This window comes from Paucibacter sp. PLA-PC-4 (genome assembly GCF_026241155.1).
Classification (GTDB): Bacteria; Pseudomonadota; Gammaproteobacteria; order Burkholderiales; family Burkholderiaceae_C; genus Roseateles_E.
Genome location: NZ_JAPFGP010000007.1, coordinates 25708 through 41750 on the forward strand (window position 1 = coordinate 25708; position 16043 = coordinate 41750).

12 protein-coding genes and 1 tRNA gene are annotated in these 16043 nt (G+C 65.3%); 9 read left to right on the plus strand and 4 right to left on the minus strand.

Features of this window, described 5'->3' with window-relative positions; all coding sequences use genetic code 11:
* The first annotated feature begins 11 nt into the window (after positions 1 to 11).
* Together OOZ63_RS12240 and pbpG are read left to right on the plus strand one after the other, a co-directional pair.
* Positions 12 to 1553: a 2-isopropylmalate synthase gene (locus OOZ63_RS12240; RefSeq protein WP_266005784.1), complete on the plus strand. Its 1542-nt coding sequence runs from the start codon at positions 12 to 14 to the stop codon at positions 1551 to 1553.
* 157 nt (positions 1554 to 1710) lie between these two features.
* On the plus strand, positions 1711 to 2694 hold the full coding sequence (pbpG, locus tag OOZ63_RS12245) for a D-alanyl-D-alanine endopeptidase (RefSeq protein WP_266005785.1): 984 nt from the start codon (positions 1711 to 1713) through the stop codon (positions 2692 to 2694).
* 237 nt (positions 2695 to 2931) lie between these two features.
* Here the strand turns inward: pbpG and OOZ63_RS12250 are convergent, their stop codons facing one another.
* Positions 2932 to 3699, minus strand: coding sequence for an IclR family transcriptional regulator (locus OOZ63_RS12250; RefSeq protein ID WP_266005786.1), 768 nt, complete (start codon positions 3697 to 3699; stop codon positions 2932 to 2934).
* Between the two features lie 42 nt (positions 3700 to 3741).
* Between OOZ63_RS12250 and OOZ63_RS12255 the strand changes: the two genes are divergently transcribed.
* Positions 3742 to 4848, plus strand: a complete 1107-nt coding sequence (locus OOZ63_RS12255; RefSeq protein WP_266005787.1) for a TIGR03790 family protein — start codon at positions 3742 to 3744, stop codon at positions 4846 to 4848.
* Here the strand turns inward: OOZ63_RS12255 and hpnE are convergent, their stop codons facing one another.
* The 3 genes from hpnE to hpnC form a co-directional block, all read right to left on the minus strand.
* On the minus strand, positions 4849 to 6108 hold the full coding sequence (gene hpnE / locus OOZ63_RS12260) for a hydroxysqualene dehydroxylase HpnE (RefSeq protein WP_266005788.1): 1260 nt from the start codon (positions 6106 to 6108) through the stop codon (positions 4849 to 4851). It lies immediately after the preceding gene.
* Positions 6109 to 6229: 121 nt separating this feature from the next.
* Positions 6230 to 7078, minus strand: coding sequence for a presqualene diphosphate synthase HpnD (gene hpnD, locus OOZ63_RS12265; protein ID WP_266005789.1), 849 nt, complete (start codon positions 7076 to 7078; stop codon positions 6230 to 6232).
* Positions 7075 to 7938 carry a squalene synthase HpnC gene (gene hpnC, locus OOZ63_RS12270; protein ID WP_266005790.1) on the minus strand — a complete coding sequence of 288 codons (864 nt, stop codon included), beginning with the start codon at positions 7936 to 7938 and terminating at the stop codon, positions 7075 to 7077. Before hpnC ends, hpnD begins: the two co-directional genes overlap by 4 nt.
* Before the next feature lie 142 nt (positions 7939 to 8080).
* Between hpnC and OOZ63_RS12275 the strand changes: the two genes are divergently transcribed.
* The 6 genes from OOZ63_RS12275 to clpX all read left to right on the plus strand — a co-directional run bounded on the left by OOZ63_RS12275 (position 8081) and on the right by clpX (position 16013).
* Entirely contained in the window at positions 8081 to 9184 is a 1104-nt protein-coding gene (locus OOZ63_RS12275) for an efflux RND transporter periplasmic adaptor subunit (protein ID WP_266005791.1), read from the plus strand.
* Between the two features lie 18 nt (positions 9185 to 9202).
* A complete protein-coding gene (locus OOZ63_RS12280; protein ID WP_266005792.1) occupies positions 9203 to 12343 on the plus strand; it encodes an efflux RND transporter permease subunit in 3141 nt (1046 codons plus the stop codon).
* A 129-nt stretch (positions 12344 to 12472) separates the two neighbouring features.
* Positions 12473 to 12559 (plus strand) — tRNA-Leu (locus OOZ63_RS12285).
* 23 nt (positions 12560 to 12582) lie between these two features.
* Positions 12583 to 13896 carry a trigger factor gene (gene tig / locus OOZ63_RS12290; protein ID WP_266005793.1) on the plus strand — a complete coding sequence of 438 codons (1314 nt, stop codon included), beginning with the start codon at positions 12583 to 12585 and terminating at the stop codon, positions 13894 to 13896.
* A 125-nt stretch (positions 13897 to 14021) separates the two neighbouring features.
* A complete protein-coding gene (gene clpP / locus OOZ63_RS12295) occupies positions 14022 to 14630 on the plus strand; it encodes an ATP-dependent Clp endopeptidase proteolytic subunit ClpP (protein ID WP_137941723.1) in 609 nt (202 codons plus the stop codon).
* Positions 14631 to 14744: 114 nt separating this feature from the next.
* Complete coding sequence (gene clpX, locus OOZ63_RS12300) at positions 14745 to 16013, plus strand: ATP-dependent Clp protease ATP-binding subunit ClpX (protein WP_266005794.1); 1269 nt, start codon at positions 14745 to 14747, stop codon at positions 16011 to 16013.
* Positions 16014 to 16043 lie beyond the last annotated feature (30 nt).

A 16043-nucleotide genomic window follows, 5' to 3' on the forward strand; every position in this document is an offset into this window, starting at 1 on the left:
GGAGCCCGCTCATGAGCCAGCAGTTGATTATTTTTGACACCACCTTGCGCGACGGCGAGCAATCGCCCGGCGCCTCGATGACCAAGGACGAGAAGCTGCGCATTGCGCGCCAGCTGGAACGGCTCAAGGTCGATGTGATCGAGGCCGGTTTCGCGGCCTCCAGCAATGGTGACTTCGAGGCCGTCAAGGCGATTGCCGACGCGGTGCGCGACAGCACGATCTGCTCGCTGGCCCGGGCCAATGACCGCGACATCGCGCGCGCGGCCGAGGCACTCAAGGGCGCAGCGCGCTCGCGCATCCACACCTTCATCGCCACCAGCGAGCTCCATATGGAGAAGAAGCTGCGCATGACGCGCGAGCAGGTGCTGGAGCAGGCCATCCAAGCGGTGCGTTTCGCCCGCAATCTGACCGACGATGTGGAGTTCTCGCCCGAGGACGGTTACCGCTCCGATCCGGAGTTTCTGGCCCGCGTCGTCGAGGCAGTGATCAAGGAAGGCGCGCGCACGATCAACATCCCCGACACGGTCGGCTACGCCATCCCCGAGCTCTACGGCAATTTCATCAAGAACCTGCGCGAGCGCGTGCCCAACGCCGACCAGGCAATCTGGAGCGTGCACTGCCACAACGACCTGGGCATGGCGGTGGCCAACTCGCTGGCCGGGGTGATGATAGGCGGCGCGCGCCAGATCGAGTGCACGATCAACGGCCTGGGCGAGCGAGCCGGCAACTGCTCTCTGGAGGAGGTGGTGATGGCGGTCAAGACCCGGCGCGATTACTTCGGCCTGGATGTCGGCATCGATGCGACCCAGATCGTCGCGGCCTCGCGCCTGGTATCGCAAACCACCGGATTCGTGGTTCAGCCCAACAAGGCCGTGGTTGGCGCCAATGCCTTCGCCCATGCCTCTGGCATCCACCAGGACGGCGTGCTGAAGGCGCGCGACACCTACGAAATCATGCGGGCCGAGGATGTGGGCTGGAGCGCCAACAAGATCGTGCTGGGCAAGCTCAGCGGCCGCAATGCCTTCAAGCAGCGCTTGCAGGAGCTGGGCATTGCGCTGGAGTCTGAGGCCGAGATCAATGCCGCCTTCGTGCGCTTCAAGGACCTGGCCGACCGCAAGAACGAGATTTTCGACGAAGACATCATCGCACTGGTGATGGACGAGTCGGTCACCGCCGAGCAGGAACACTACCGGCTGCTGGCACTGTCCCAGCACTCAGAGACCGGCGAGCGCCCCCATGCCAAAGTCGCTTTTGCGGCCGGCGGAGTCGAGCACCATGCTCAGAGCGATGGCAACGGCCCGGTTGACGCCAGCCTGCGTGCCATCGAGTCCAAAGTACAAAGTGGCGCCGAACTGCTGCTTTATTCGGTCAATGCGATCACCAGCGGCAGCACAGAATCACAGGGCGAAGTCACGGTGCGTTTGCAGCATGCCGGGCGCGTGGTGAACGGCGTTGGTGCCGACCCCGATATCGTCGTGGCCTCGGCCAAGGCATATTTGAGCGCACTGAACAAGCTGCAAAGCAAGACCGAAAGAGTCGCAGCGCAAGGCTGAACCGGGGTCGATTGGGAACTAAGTTACGCGATGCTTCACTTTAGGAGGCGCGCATAAGTTTTTGATCTTGCCCGACTTTTTCCTTTGACCTACACTTGCGACGCAAGCATTGGGGGCTGGATTGAAGACTTTTGTGACTTTGTTGTCGAGTGCGGTGATGAGCTGCGCCCTCATAGCGGGCGTATCGCTATTGCCGGCTCAGCAAGCCCATGCGGCCAGTGCCAGTAAAAGCAGCAGCAAGGCTGGCAAGACGGTGCGCAAGGCCAAGCCGGTGGCGCGCAGCCTGCGGGCGCCGCGCAAGGCCGCGATGGCTTCCGCCCCGGCTCGGCCCTCGTTTGGCCAAATTTACGGTCTGCACGCGGTCGAGGATCCGCTCGATCTGAAGTCCAGCGTGGCTCTGGTGATGGACCAGGAGACCAACGAGGTGCTGCTGTCCAAGAACTCCCAGGCAGTGCTGCCGATCGCATCCATCACCAAGCTGATGACTGCCCTGGTTGTTGTCGAGGCCAAGCAGCCGCTCGATGAGATGCTGACCGTCACCGACGAAGACATCGATACCGAGAAGGGCACCCGCTCACGCCTGGCGATCGGCACCACCTTGAGCCGCAGCGAGATGTTGCATCTGGCGCTGATGTCGTCGGAGAACCGCGCCGCCAATGCACTGGGTCGTCACTATCCCGGTGGTTTGAAAGCCTTTGTCGCGGCGATGAACCACAAGGCGCAGACCCTGGGCATGAGCGACACCCATTACGTCGAGCCTACCGGGCTGTCCAGCCGCAACCAGAGCAGCGCCAAGGATCTGGCCGCGCTGGTGAGGGTGGCGCACGAGTTTCCGCTGCTGCGCGAGCTGTCGACCTCCAAGGAGCATCTGGTGACCTTGGGCCGTCGCCAGGTGGCTTTTCACAGCACCAACGGCCTGGTGCGCAGCGGTTCGTGGGATATCGGCCTGCAGAAGACCGGCTTCATCAACGAGGCCGGCCGCTGCCTGGTGATGCAGGTGCAAATGGCCGGGCGCAAGCTGATCCTGGTGTTCTTGGACTCGGCCGGCAAGTATTCGCGTATTGGCGATGCCGAGCGCGTTCGCAAATGGATCAGCGCCAATCCTGAAGTCAGCGCCGCGCTGCCGGGCATCTCTGGCTGAGTCTGGACGACTGGGGCCGGCAAACAAGGCGCGCCAATGGCGCGCTTTCTTTTTGGGTGTGCCCGGCAGGGCGCACCTAGTTGGAGGTGAAAGTCCTCTACCAGCCGGGCAAGGGGAATGGTTCTGCACCGGCGACCCCAGCGTTTTGCTTGAACCGCCGGACGCGAAACGCATGTCCGGTGGCGAGAGAGGGCAAAGAGGGCTGAGGGGGGCTGATTGTGCTCGGTGGGCTCTGGGTCAGCCGCGGTAGCCAAGCGCCTGCGAAATCTGGGCGGCCGTCTCGCGCAGCCGCGCCAGCCAGCTCTCCTCCAGCCGGTCTGCCGGCGCCGAAATCGACAGACCGGCAATCAGCTTGCCCTGGTCGTCGTAGATGCCGGCAGCCATGCAGCGCACACCAAGTTCCAGCTCCTCGTCGTCGCGCGCCACGCCGCGCTGGCGCACCAGGGCCATTTCGCGCTCCAGCGCGCCGATCTCGGTCAGGCTGTTTCGGGTGTGGCCGGCCAGGCCGGTGCGGGTCGCGTAGGCACGCACCCGCTGGGCGTCGTCGCTGGCCAGGAAGAGCTTGCCCACCGAGGTCAGGTGCAGCGGCGCCCGGCCACCGACGGCCCGCACCACCTGCATGCCCGAGCGCTCGCTGTAAGTACGCTCGATATAGACGATCTCGTCACCCTGGCGCACAGACAGATTGACCGGCTGGTGGGTGAACTTGTGCAGCTCGCGCATGGGCCCCAGCGCCGCATCGCGCACATCCAGCCGCGCCTTGACCAGATTGCCCAACTCCAGCAATCGCATGCCCAGTCGATAACTACCGGCCTCGGGACGGTCGACGAAACGGCCGATCGCCAAGTCGTTGAGAATGCGGTGCGCCGTCGAGGGGTGTAGACCGGTGGTTTCGCTGATCTGCTTGAGCGACACAGGGTCCTGATGGCTGGCCAAAACGTCCAGCAAGGTAAAGGCGCGTTCCAGGACTTGAACTGCGGGCGTCTGCCCCTCTTTGTTTTTCATGGTTTCATTGTGCGGGATTTTGTGAAGTTTCTACATGGCGAAATGAAGACAGTGGCCGCGCTGCTGGTCGGGCTGATGCTGGTCGCCCCCGCCCAGGCCCAGATCCAGGCTCAGGCTCAGGCTCAGGCCCAGTCCCCAGCCGCCCCGCAATGGTTGCGGGTGCCGCCGACCTCGGGGCGGTTGACGGCCGCCGACATTGCCGTGGTGATCAATACGGCCGACCCCTATTCGGTGGCGGTGGGTGAGCACTACGCCCTGCGGCGCGGCCTGAGCGCCGAGCAGGTTGTCAGGCTAGAGCTGCCGCTGCGGCCGAGCTTGAGCCCGGCCGAGTTCGATGAGTTGCAGGCGCAGCTGCAGCGGCGCCTGCCGGGCCGGGTTCAGGCACTGGCCTTGGCCTGGAGCCAGCCCTATGCGGTGGCCTGCAATGCCATCACCGGCGCGCTGGCTCTGGGCTTTCAAGGCGAGCTGTGCAAGCACAGTTGTGCGCCTTCCAAACCCTCGCCCTATGTGGCCTACACCGGCCACAAGCCCTTCAGCGATCTCGGCTTGCGGCCGGCCATGCTGTTGGCCGCGCGCTCGGTCGAGCAGGCCCGCTCGCTGATCGACCGCGGCGTGGCCGCCGACCACAGCCTGGCGCAGCGCGGCACGCCGCCAGTGCAGGCGGTGTTCGCCAGTACGACCGACAAGGCTCGCAATGTGCGTGCGCCACTGTTTCCGCCGCCGGGTCGGCTGTGGGCCTGGGGCGTCGAGGTGCGCCAGCTCGATCAAGGCCAGCTGCCGCCGCTGGCCGAAGTGGTGCTCTACCAGACCGGGCTGGCGCGGGTCGAGGGGCTGGATCAGATTCCCTTCCTGCCCGGCGCCCTGGCCGACCATCTGACCTCGCTGGGCGGGCAATTGGAGCGCACCAGCGGCCCGCAGATGAGTGCGCTGGACTGGATAGCGGCGGGTGCTACCGCCAGCCACGGCGCGGTCAGCGAGCCCTGCAACCATTTGCAGAAGTTCCCGCATCCGCAACTGCTGTTGCTGAACTATCTGCAGGGCGTAAGCGCGCTGGAGGCGTATTGGCGCAGCGTGCTGTGGCCGGCGCAGAGTGTGTTCGTCGGCGAGCCGCTGGCGGCACCCTTTGCGCGTCAGCCGGATCAGCCCTGATCAGGCCTGTTTGATGGCTGCCGCAGCCGCCTGACCGGCGCGTACCGCGCCCTCCAGCGTGGCCGGGTAGGGGCCGTCGATATAGTCACCGGCCGCCCACAGCCCCGGTGCGATCGCCGCCGGCGGGCGCTGCAGTCCTGGCGTGCAGGCAAAGGTGGCGCGCTTCTCGGCGAGCACACGCAGCACGCTCGGCGGGCTGTGCCAGCGCAGTACCGCCAGCGCCTGATCCAGCGTGGCCGCACCGGCCGCTTCCAGGCCGCGCTCGATCCATGCCGCCGCGCCGCTGATCACGAAGGCGAAGCGGCCCGGCGCATGGCCCAGCTGGCCCAAATCGAACGCGAACTGCGCCGGCGCAGCCGGGCCATCCTGCAGGGCCAGCATAGGCGCGGGCAGGGTGGAGCCGGGGCTGTGCAGATAGACGGTGATGATGGGCTCGAAGCGCAACGCCGCCGCCTGCCGCGCCCAGTGCGCTGCCAGCGGCGTGGTCAGGCGTGCCGCCTCCGGCGCCGGGCAGGCGAGCACGACGGCATCGAAGGGCTGGCCGTCGACCGACCAGCCCGCGCCCTCGGCCCGCAGCTGCTGGACGCGCCTGCCCAGCAGGATCTCAGCACCGTGCGCCTGCAGCCATTGCCCGGCCGGCTCGGCCAGCAGCTCGCTCAACGGCCGGCGCGGCAGCAGCAGATCGGAGGAGCCGGGGCCGTCGAACAAGGCGTCGCGCAGCACGCGCAGAAAGACCTGGGCGCTGGCCTGCTCGGCCGGCGTGTTCAGCGCGGCTACACACAGCGGCGCGATCAGCTCGCGCCGTACCGGCTCGGGCACGCGGCGGCACAGCTGAGCCACGCTCAGGTCCGCCGCGCAGCGAAACCCCGCCAAGGCCCAAACCAGGCTCTGACCCAGAAAGCGCAGGCGCGCCGCCAGCGGCCAGGCCCGGTAGCTCAGCACGGCGCGGGCAAAGGCCAATATCGGCGGCCCCGGCCGCAGCCTCAGACCCTCGTGCCCGGGGTAGCGCAGGCGCAGCGGCAAACGCAGCAGGGCGCGGTCCGCATCGACGCCCACGCGGCGCATCAGCGCCAGGCTCTGTCGGTAGGCGCCGATCAGGATGTGCTGGCCGTTGTCCAGCTGCGGCGGCTGCGCCAGGCTGCGTGCACGCCCGCCCAGCTGTGGCGCCATCTCGATCAGCGTCACGCGGTGCCCGGCTTCGGTGGCCCCAACCGCCGCAGCCAGGCCGGCCCAGCCGCCACCGACGATGGCGATCTTCATGATTGCGCGGCTGCTGCAGACCCGGCTCGGCCGTCGCCAGGCACAAGCAGTCGGCAGGGACTGTTTGTGGCCAGGCTCAGATCGCTTGAGGGCGCCGGCACAGCCGTTACGCAGTGGTCGATCATCGGCCGCGCCAATTGGTCTTCATCGCGATCCAGAGCTTGCGCAGCGGCGTCAGCGAGATGCGCTGGTGCAGCACCTGGAACTGCTCAGCCTCGATTTCCCGCAGCAGTGCGCGGTAAATATGGGCCATCATCAGTCCGGGCTTTTGCGCGCGGCGGTCGGCCTCCGGCAGTAGCGCGAAGGCTTCGTTGTAGAGCGCGTGGGCGCGGCGGGCCTGGAACTGCATCAGCGCGGTGAAGCGTTCGCTATAGCCCCAGGGCTTGTCTCGCTTGAGAATCTCGTGGGCCTTGACATCGAACTGCTGCAGTTCAGAGATCGGCAGGTAGATGCGGCCGCGCCGCGCATCGTCGCCGACATCGCGGATGATATTGGTTAGCTGCAGGGCCTGGCCGAGCTTGTGGGCGTAGGCGATAGTGGCCGGCTCGCTGCGGCCGAATATCCCCGAGGCCACCTCGCCGACCACGCCGGCCACCAGATGGCAGTAGCGCTGCAGGCCCGGGTAGTCCAGATAGCGGGTCTGCTCCAGGTCCATCTGGCAGCCCTCGATGACGGCCATCAGATGCTCGAGCCGGATGTCGTAGTCGGCCACATGGGGCATCAGCGCCTTCATCGCCGGATGCTGAGGCGAGCCGGCAAAGGCGCCCGCGGCCTCCTTGCGCCACCAGGCCAGCTTGGTGGCGGCGATGCCGGGGTCCTGGATCTCGTCGACCACGTCGTCGATCTCGCGGCAGAAGGCGTAGAAGGCGGTGATCGCAGCGCGGCGCGGCGGCGGCAGAAAGAGGAAGGCGTAGTAAAAGCTCGATCCGCTTTTGGCCGCCTTGTCCTGAACGTATTGCTCGGGCGTCACTTGGCCTCCGCGCGAGGGTTCTTGCCCGCGTGCATGCGCAGGGCTCGCCACAACATCGGGGGCAGGTCTATTGCATGCAGTCGGGGGCGGGTGAGCAGGGTGGCGTGATCCATAGCCTTGATTTTCGCAAGAATGCGCAGGCCGCCTTGTACCACCAGGCGCAGCTCCCAGCCGGCCCGGCCGGGCAGGCGGTGCACCAGCGGCGCGCCCTCGTGCATCAGGCGCTCGGCCCAGTCGCACAAGTCGCGCAGCAGGGCGCGGGCGGCGGGGCTGTCTTCGCAGCGCTGAAGGGCCTCGGCACTCAGGCCGTGGCGCGACAGGTCTTGCTGGGGCGCGTAGACGCGACCGCGCGGGCCGTCGCGGCTCATGTCTTGCCAGAAATTGATCAGCTGCAGGCTGGAGCAGATTGCGTCCGACTGGCGCAGTGCCTGCGCGTCGGCCACGCCGTACAGATGCAGCAGCAGCCGACCGACCGGGTCGGCCGAGCGGCGGCAGTAGTCGATCAGCTCGGCGCGATCGGCATAGCGGGTCTTGACCAGGTCTTGCTCGAAGGCGTCCAGCAGGGCTTCGAGCAGGGACAACGGCAGCCGGTGTCGCTGCAGCACTGGTCCGAGCGGCGAGAAGACGTGGGCGGCCCAGCGCGGCGACGCTGGCTGGCCGCGCGAGACCGCCTGCAGATCCAGGCGGTAAGCGCGCAGTTCTGCAAGGCGCTGGTCAGCCGAAGCCTCGCCCTCGTCGGCGATGTCGTCGGCAGTACGGGCGAAGTGGTAGATCGCGGCAATGGCTGGGCGCAGGGCCGGCGGACATAGCCAGGAAGCGACGGGAAAGTTTTCGTAGTGTTCTATGCTCACGGCCGGCATTGTGTGCGCTACCGCAGGGTGCGCCGATGCGCGAGGTCGCCAAAACAAGGCACCGCCGGGTTTGACAGGCCTCAAAGCGACAAATACATTACTGACCAATTAGTCAGTTACTGCGGCGCTGCCGGCTTTGATGAGGTTACCCATGTCCCAAGTCCAATCCCTGGGTCTGCTGCTGGCGTCGGCCCTGCTGCTGTCCGCCTGCAGCAAGCCCGCTCCTGCGCCCGAGCCCGAGCGGGCCGTGCGAACCCTGGTGGTGGCCAGTGACAGTGCTGGGCTCACGCATGAGTACGCGGCCGAGCTGCGCGCCCGCACCGAGTCGCGCTTGTCCTTCCGGGTCAGCGGCAAGCTGTTGGAGCGCCGCGTCAATCTGGGCGATACCGTCAAGCCGGGTCAGCTGTTGGCCCGCATCGATGCGCAAGACCTGCTGCTGGCCCAGGACGCGGCGCGCGCCGGCATGCAGGCCGCCCGCGTCAACCGTGACCAGGCTGGTGCCGACTACAAGCGTTTCATCGAGTTGCACCAGCAGGGTTTCATCAGCGCGGCCGAGCTGGAGCGGCGCGACGCCGCCTTCAAGGCAGCCCAGGCGCAGCTGGACCAGGCCAAGGCGCAGTCCAGTGCCCAGAGCAATCAGTCGGCCTATGCGCAACTGACGGCTGATGCCGGCGGTGTGGTGACGGCGGTGTACGCCGAGCCGGGTATGGTTGTGGCGGCCGGAACGCCGGTGCTGCAACTGGCCCATGCGGGGCCCAAAGACGTGGTGTTCTCTGTACCCGAGCAGATGATTGCGAGCCTGCGCGCGGCGGCCAGCCGGCCCGGCGCGCTGACCGTCAAGCTCTGGGGTAGCGAGCAGGCGGTGCAGCCGGTACAGCTGCGCGAGGTGTCGGCGGCGGCCGACCCCACCACGCGCACCTTCTTGATCAAGGCTGATGCCGGCAAGCTCGATGCGCGTCTGGGCCAGACGGCGACCGTGCTGCTGGAGCTGCCAAAGCAGGCGGATGTGATCAAGCTGCCGCTGACGGCGGTGCTGGAGCAGCAGGGCAAGACGTCGGTCTGGCTGCTCGATGGCAAGACCATGACCTTGAAGCTGCAGCCCATCCAGGTGGCCGGTGCCGATGGCAACGAGGTGGTGGTGTCTGGCGGACTCGTGCCCGGCCAGGAGGTCGTGACCGCTGGCGTGCATGTATTGACAGCGGGCCTGAAGGTCACGCGTTATGCCGAGCCCGCAGCCGCGGCCGCTTCCCGTTAAGAACAAGGCCAGGCACGCATGAGCACTCCGAACAAGCCCTATGTGGGCTCACGCTTCAATGTGTCCCGCTGGGCCTTGGAGCATCCGGCCCTGACCCGTTATCTGATGGTGGTGCTGATGGTGATGGGCTTTGCCGCCTATTTCCAGCTGGGCCAGGACGAGGATCCGCCGTTCACTTTCCGCATCATGGTGGTCCAGGCCTTCTGGCCAGGCGCGACCGCGCAGCAGGTGGCCGAGCAGGTGACCGACAAGATCGAGAAGACACTGCAGGAGGTGCCGCATGCCGACAAGATCCGCAGTTTCACGAAGCCGGGCGAGTCGCTGACCCTGTTCCAACTCAAGGACAGCACGCCGGCCAAAGAGGTCGCGGGCACCTGGTATCTGGTGCGAAAAAAGATCGGCGATATGCGCCACACCCTGCCGCAGGGGGTGCTCGGACCGCTGTTCAATGACGAATTCGGTGATGTCTACGGCTCCATCTTGGCGCTGTCGGCCGATGGCTTCAGCCGTGAGGAATTGCGCGAGCACGCCGACCGTGTGCGGGCCCAGCTGCTGAAGCTGCCCGATGTTGCCAAGGTCGAGACCTTTGGCGCCCAGGCGGAAAAGCTCTTCATCGAGATCTCGCAAAAGCGCTTGGCCGAGCTGGGCCTGGACTTCAGCCAAGTGATCAATCAGCTCGGAGCGCAAAACGCGGTGGAGGGCGCCGGTGTGCTCAATGCCGGCAGCGGCAATCTGCAGGTGCGCATCGGTGGCCAGTTCAACTCGGTGCAGGCGCTGAAGGACTTCCCGATTCGCGCGATCAATCCCGTGACCGGCATCGCCAGCAGCATCCGCCTGTCCGATATCGCCGATATCAAGCGCGCCTATGCTGATCCGCCGTCCATCATGGTGCGCCACCAGGGCAAGGATGTGGTGGCGCTGGGCATCTCGATGTCCAAGGGCGGCGACATCATCGCGCTGGGCAAGGCCTTGCAAGCGGCCAGCGCCAAGATCCGCAAGGAGCTGCCGGCTGGCATCGAGCTGGCACAGATCCAGGATCAGCCGCAGGCGGTGACGCGCTCGGTCAACGAATTTGTGCAGGTGTTGATCGAGGCGGTGGTGATCGTGCTGGCGGTCAGCTTCATCGCGCTGGGCCTGCACACCAAGCCGCTGCGCATTGACATCTGGCCCGGTCTGGTGGTGGCGATCACGATCCCGCTGGTGCTGGCGATCACCTTTGTGACGATGTTTTACTGGAGCGTGGGCCTGCACAAGATCTCGCTGGGCTCGCTGATCATCGCGCTGGGTCTGCTGGTCGACGACGCCATCATTGCGGTCGAGATGATGGTGCGCAAGCTCGAAGAGGGCTATGACAAGATGCACGCCGCGACGTTTGCCTATGACGCGACGGCGATGCCCATGCTGACCGGTACCCTGATCACGGCGGTGGGCTTCCTGCCCATCGGCATGGCCCAGTCGGCCACCGGTGAGTACACCTTCGCGATCTTCGCGGTGACTGCGGCCGCGCTGGTGATCTCCTGGGTGGTGTCGATCTATTTCGTCCCTTATCTGGGCTCGCTGCTGCTGCGCAGCCATGTGGCCGGCCAGGGCGCAGCGCACGAGTTGTTCGACACGCCGTTCTACAACCGCTTTCGCCGCATGGTGCTGTGGTGCGTGCAAAACCGCTGGAAGACCATCGGCATGACGGTGCTGATCTTCGCGCTGGGCTTGGTTGGCATGGGGCGGGTGCAGCAGCAGTTCTTCCCGGACTCCAGCCGTCCGGAGATCCTGGTCGACTTCACGCTACCGGAGGGTGCGACGATAGAGCAAAGCCGCGCGATCGCGCAGCGCTTTGAGGCGCGCATGATGCGCGAGCCGGGCGTCGACTCTGTCAGCACCTGGATCGGCAGCGGCGTGCCGCGCTTTTATCTGCCGCTGGACCAGATCTTTCCGGCGCCCAACGTCAGCCAGGCCATCGTGCTGCCGAAGAATCTGCGCGAGCGCGAGGCCTTGCGCAAGCGTCTGCCGGCACTGGTGGCGGCCGAGTTCCCAGAGGTGCGCAGCCGCGTCAAGCTGCTGCCCAATGGCCCGCCGGTGTCGTATCCAGTGCAATTCCGTGTCGCTGGCAGCGATGTCGCGACCGTGCGGATGTGGGCCGACCAGGCCAAGGCGATTTTGCGCGCCAACCCGAATATGCGCGGCGTCAACGACAACTGGAACGAGTCGGTCAAGTCGCTGCGCCTGGAGGTTGATCAGGACAAGGCGCGCGCGCTGGGTGTCAGCAGCCAGAGCCTGGCTCAGGCCTCGCGCACCTTGCTGTCCGGCAGCACGATCGGCCAGTACCGCGAGGCAGACAAGCTGATCGATATCGTGCTGCGCCAGCCGCTGGCCGAGCGCGAGGCCATCACCGATCTGGGCAATGCCTATGTGCCGACGGCCAGCGGACGCAGCATTCCGCTGACCCAGATCGCCAAGGTCAGCTTTGAATGGGAGCCAGGTCTGCTGCAGCGCGAGGGCCGCAATTACGCGATCACCGTGCAGGGCGATGTGGCCGAGGGCATGCAAGGGGCCACGGTCTCGGCACAGATCTGGCCGCAGCTCAAGCAATTGCAGGCGAAGATGCCGCTGGGCTATTCGATCGATGTGGCCGGGGCGGTGGAGGAGAGCAGCAAGGGCCAAGGCTCGATTGCAGCCGGCGTGCCCATCATGCTGTTTATCACCTTCACCTTGCTGATGCTGCAACTGCAGAGCTTCTCGCGCTCGATGTTGGTGTTCTTGACCGGGCCGCTGGGCATTGCCGGCGTGGCCGCGGCGCTGCTGCTACTGGACCGGCCTTTCGGCTTTGTCGCGCTGCTGGGCGTGATCGCGCTGATGGGCATGATCATGCGCAACTCGGTGATCCTGATCGACCAGATCGAGCAGGACCGCGAGCGCGGGGTGCCGGCATGGCAGGCGATTGTCGAGTCGGCCGTGCGGCGCTTTCGGCCCATCGTGCTGACGGCCGCAGCCGCCGTGCTGGCCATGGTGCCGCTGTCGCGCTCAGTGTTCTGGGGGCCGATGGCCGTGGCCATCATGGGCGGCTTGATCGTCGCGACCGCGCTGACCCTGCTGGCGCTGCCGGCGATGTATGCGGCTTGGTTCCGCATCCAGCGTCCCAGCGAGGCTGCGTCGCGTTTCTGATAGTCCGGGTTTACCTGGGCCAAATCTTCGGGCCGGCGAGAGGCTACAATCTCCGGTTTACCGAATTGCCACAGGGTTGAGGCGGCGCCGGGAGTCTTCTTCGGCATCAACACGATCCTGGATCCACTAGCGCGGGTGGCGAAATTGGTAGACGCACCAGGTTTAGGTCCTGACGCCTTCACGGGCGTGCCGGTTCGAGTCCGGCCCCGCGCACCAGATAACTTTGTATTGAGTCAACTATGGCTGTCACCGTCGAAACCCTCGAAAAGCTCGAACGCCGCATCACGCTCACGCTGGCGGCCGCTGACATCAACAGCGAAGTCGAGACCCGTCTGAAGAAGCTGGCCCGCACGGTCAAGGCCGACGGCTTTCGCCCCGGCAAGGTGCCGATGAGCGTGGTCACCCAGCGTTATGGCTACTCGGTTCAGTACGAGGTCATGAACGACAAGCTGGGCGAGGCCTTCTCCAGCGCCGCCAACGAAGCCAAGCTGCGCGTGGCCGGCATGCCCCGCATCGCCCAGAAGGACGAGGCCGGCGAGGGCCAGATGGCGTTTGATGCCACCTTCGAGGTCTATCCCGAAGTCAAGATCGGCGATCTTTCGGCCGCTGAAGTCGAGCGCATCGGCAGCGAAGTGACCGATGCCGCGATCGACAAGACTGTCGAGATCCTGCGCAAGCAGCGCCGCACCTTTGCGCAGCGCGCCGCCGCCGAGGCTGCCAGCGACGAAGACCGCGTCACGATTGACTTCGAAGGCAAGATCGACGGCGAGCCCTTCGCCGGTGGCAAGGCCGAGGCCTTCCAGTTCATCATCGGCGAAGGCCAGATGCTGGAGGCCTTCGAGAAGGCCGTTCGCGGCATGAAGTCGGGTGAGTCCAAGACCTTCCCGCTGGCCTTCCCCGAGGATTACCACGGCAAGGACGTGGCTGGCAAGGAAGCCGATTTTCTGGTGACCTTGAAGAAGATCGAGGCCCAGCACCTGCCTGAAGTGAACGAGGCGTTTGCCAAGTCGCTGGGCATCAAGGAAGCCACGGTCGAGGCGCTGCGTGCCGACATCAAGAAGAACCTCGAGCGCGAAGTCAAGTTCCGCGTGCTGGCCCGCAACAAGGGCGCCGTGATGGACGCTCTGGTGTCTTCTGCCGAACTGGAGGTGCCGAATGCGCTGATCGCCAGCGAGACCGAGCGTCTGGTGGCCAATGCCCGCGAGGACCTGAAAAAGCGCGGCATCAAGGACGCCGAAAAGGCACCGATCCCCGAGGAGCTGTTCAAGCCCCAGGCCGAGCGCCGCGTGCGCCTGGGTCTGGTGGTGGCCGAGCTGGTGCGCGCCAACAATCTGCAGGCCAAGCCCGAGCAGTTGCAAGCTCACATCGAAGAGCTGGCGCAGAGCTACGAGAAGCCGGCTGAAGTGGTCCGCTGGTACCTGAGCGACCGCGAGCGTCTGGCCGAGGTCGAGGCTGTCGTGATCGAGAATAATGTGACGGACTTCGTGCTGTCCAAGGTCAAGGTCACCGACAAGGCCCTGCCGTTCGACGAGCTGATGGCGACTGCCAACTGAGTGTTGGTCTGAGCTGAGCGCAAGGGCGCCGCGCCGCAAGGCCGGCGCCTTTGCCCTTTCTGCGTCCCCCGTCTTGAAGCGACATAATCAGCCCCAATAACAAAGCATCACTTGCGAGGAAATTCATGAGCGCGCTGGAAACTAGCAATCTGGGCATGGTGCCCATCGTCATCGAACAGTCGGGCCGCGGCGAGCGCGCCTATGACATCTACAGCCGCCTGCTGCGTGAGCGCATCGTCTTCTTGGTCGGCCCGGTCAATGACGCGGTGGCCAATCTGGTGGTGGCCCAGCTGCTGTTCCTGGAAAGCGAAAATCCGGACAAGGACATTTCCCTGTACATCAACTCCCCCGGCGGCAGCGTCTCGGCCGGCATGTCGATCTTCGACACGATGAATTTCATCAAGCCCCAGGTGGCGACCCTGTGCATGGGCATGGCGGCGAGCATGGGTGCCTTCTTGCTGGCGGCCGGCGCCAAGGGCAAGCGCATGTCGCTGCCCAACGCCAAGATCATGATCCACCAGCCGCTGGGCGGCGCCCAGGGACAGGCCACCGACATTGAGATCCATGCCCGCGAGATCTTGAAGACCCGCGAGCAGCTCAATCGCATCCTGGCCGAGCGTACCGGTCAGAGCCTGGAGAAGATCCAGCTGGACACCGAGCGCGACTATTTCATGTCCGCTCCTGAGGCGCAGAGCTACGGCCTGATCGATCAGGTGCTCGAAAAGCGCCCCTGAGCTCGGGGCCGGACTCAACTGGTGCTGGATCGGGGCCCTTATTGACGCAAGGGCCCCGTCGGCGTTTGAACTATCATCCCATCAGGCACTCACGCCCGAATTTGAAGTAGATCCATGGCCGAGAAAAAAGGCAACTCCAGCGAAAAAGTCTTGTACTGCTCCTTCTGCGGCAAGAGCCAGCATGAGGTGAAGAAGCTTATCGCCGGCCCGTCGGTGTTCATTTGCGACGAGTGCATCGAGCTGTGCAACGACATCATTCGCGATGAAGTGCCCGCCGACAGCACGCCGGCGCGCGCCAGCAAGTCCGATCTACCCGTACCCAGCGAGATCAAGGCGAGCCTGGATAACTATGTGATTGGTCAGGACGTCGCCAAGCGCACCTTGGCAGTGGCGGTGTACAACCACTACAAGCGCCTGCGCCACATGGCCGGCAACAAGGATTCGGTCGAGCTCTCCAAGAGCAATATCCTCTTGATCGGCCCCACTGGCTCGGGCAAGACCCTGCTGGCTCAGACCTTGGCTCGTCTGCTGAACGTGCCCTTCGTGATCGCCGATGCGACCACGCTGACCGAGGCGGGCTATGTTGGCGAGGATGTCGAGAACATCATCCAGAAGCTGCTGCAGAACTGCAACTACGACGTCGAGCGCGCCCAGCGTGGCATCGTCTACATCGACGAGATCGACAAGATCAGCCGCAAGGCCGACAACCCCTCCATCACCCGCGATGTCTCGGGTGAGGGCGTGCAGCAGGCCTTGCTGAAGCTGGTCGAAGGCACGATGGCCTCGGTGCCGCCGCAAGGCGGGCGCAAGCATCCGAATCAGGACTTCTTGCAGATCGACACGACCAACATCCTGTTCATCTGCGGTGGCGCCTTCGATGGTCTGGAAAAAGTCATCCAGAACCGCTCCGAGAAGTCGGGCATCGGCTTTGGCGCGACGGTCAAGACCAAGTCCGAGCGCCGCGTCTCCGAGGTGTTCCGCGAGGTCGAGCCTGAGGATCTGATCAAGTTCGGTCTGATTCCCGAGCTGGTCGGCCGTCTGCCAGTCGTGGCCACCTTGGGCGAGCTGACCGAGGACGCGCTGGTGCAGATTCTCACCGAGCCCAAGAACGCCTTGTTGAAGCAGTACCAGCAGCTGTTCGCGATGGACGGTGTGGAGCTGGAAGTGCGCCCCTCCGGCCTGGCGGCGATCGCTCGCAAGGCCCTGGCCCGCAAGACCGGTGCCCGCGGCCTGCGCTCCATCATGGAGCAGTCGCTGATCGACACCATGTTCGAACTGCCCGCCTTGGATGGTGTGGCCAAGGTGGTGCTGGACGAGCACAACATCGAGGAAGAGGCCAAACCCCTGCTCGTGTATCGCGAGCAGGCCAAGGCCAGCGCCTGATCTATCCTTCCCCTTCGGCGTCTTGCATTT

Coding starts and splice junctions, on each gene's coding strand:
- OOZ63_RS12240 (WP_266005784.1), top strand. CDS start 12: ATGAGCCAGCAGTTGATTATTTTTGACACCACCTTGCGCGACGGCGAG.
- pbpG (WP_266005785.1), top strand. CDS start 1,711: ATGAGCTGCGCCCTCATAGCGGGCGTATCGCTATTGCCGGCTCAGCAA.
- OOZ63_RS12250 (WP_266005786.1), bottom strand. CDS start 3,699: ATGAAAAACAAAGAGGGGCAGACGCCCGCAGTTCAAGTCCTGGAACGC.
- OOZ63_RS12255 (WP_266005787.1), top strand. CDS start 3,742: ATGAAGACAGTGGCCGCGCTGCTGGTCGGGCTGATGCTGGTCGCCCCC.
- hpnE (WP_266005788.1), bottom strand. CDS start 6,108: ATGAAGATCGCCATCGTCGGTGGCGGCTGGGCCGGCCTGGCTGCGGCG.
- hpnC (WP_266005790.1), bottom strand. CDS start 7,938: ATGCCGGCCGTGAGCATAGAACACTACGAAAACTTTCCCGTCGCTTCC.
- OOZ63_RS12275 (WP_266005791.1), top strand. CDS start 8,081: ATGTCCCAAGTCCAATCCCTGGGTCTGCTGCTGGCGTCGGCCCTGCTG.
- OOZ63_RS12280 (WP_266005792.1), top strand. CDS start 9,203: ATGAGCACTCCGAACAAGCCCTATGTGGGCTCACGCTTCAATGTGTCC.
- tig (WP_266005793.1), top strand. CDS start 12,583: ATGGCTGTCACCGTCGAAACCCTCGAAAAGCTCGAACGCCGCATCACG.
- clpP (WP_137941723.1), top strand. CDS start 14,022: ATGAGCGCGCTGGAAACTAGCAATCTGGGCATGGTGCCCATCGTCATC.
- clpX (WP_266005794.1), top strand. CDS start 14,745: ATGGCCGAGAAAAAAGGCAACTCCAGCGAAAAAGTCTTGTACTGCTCC.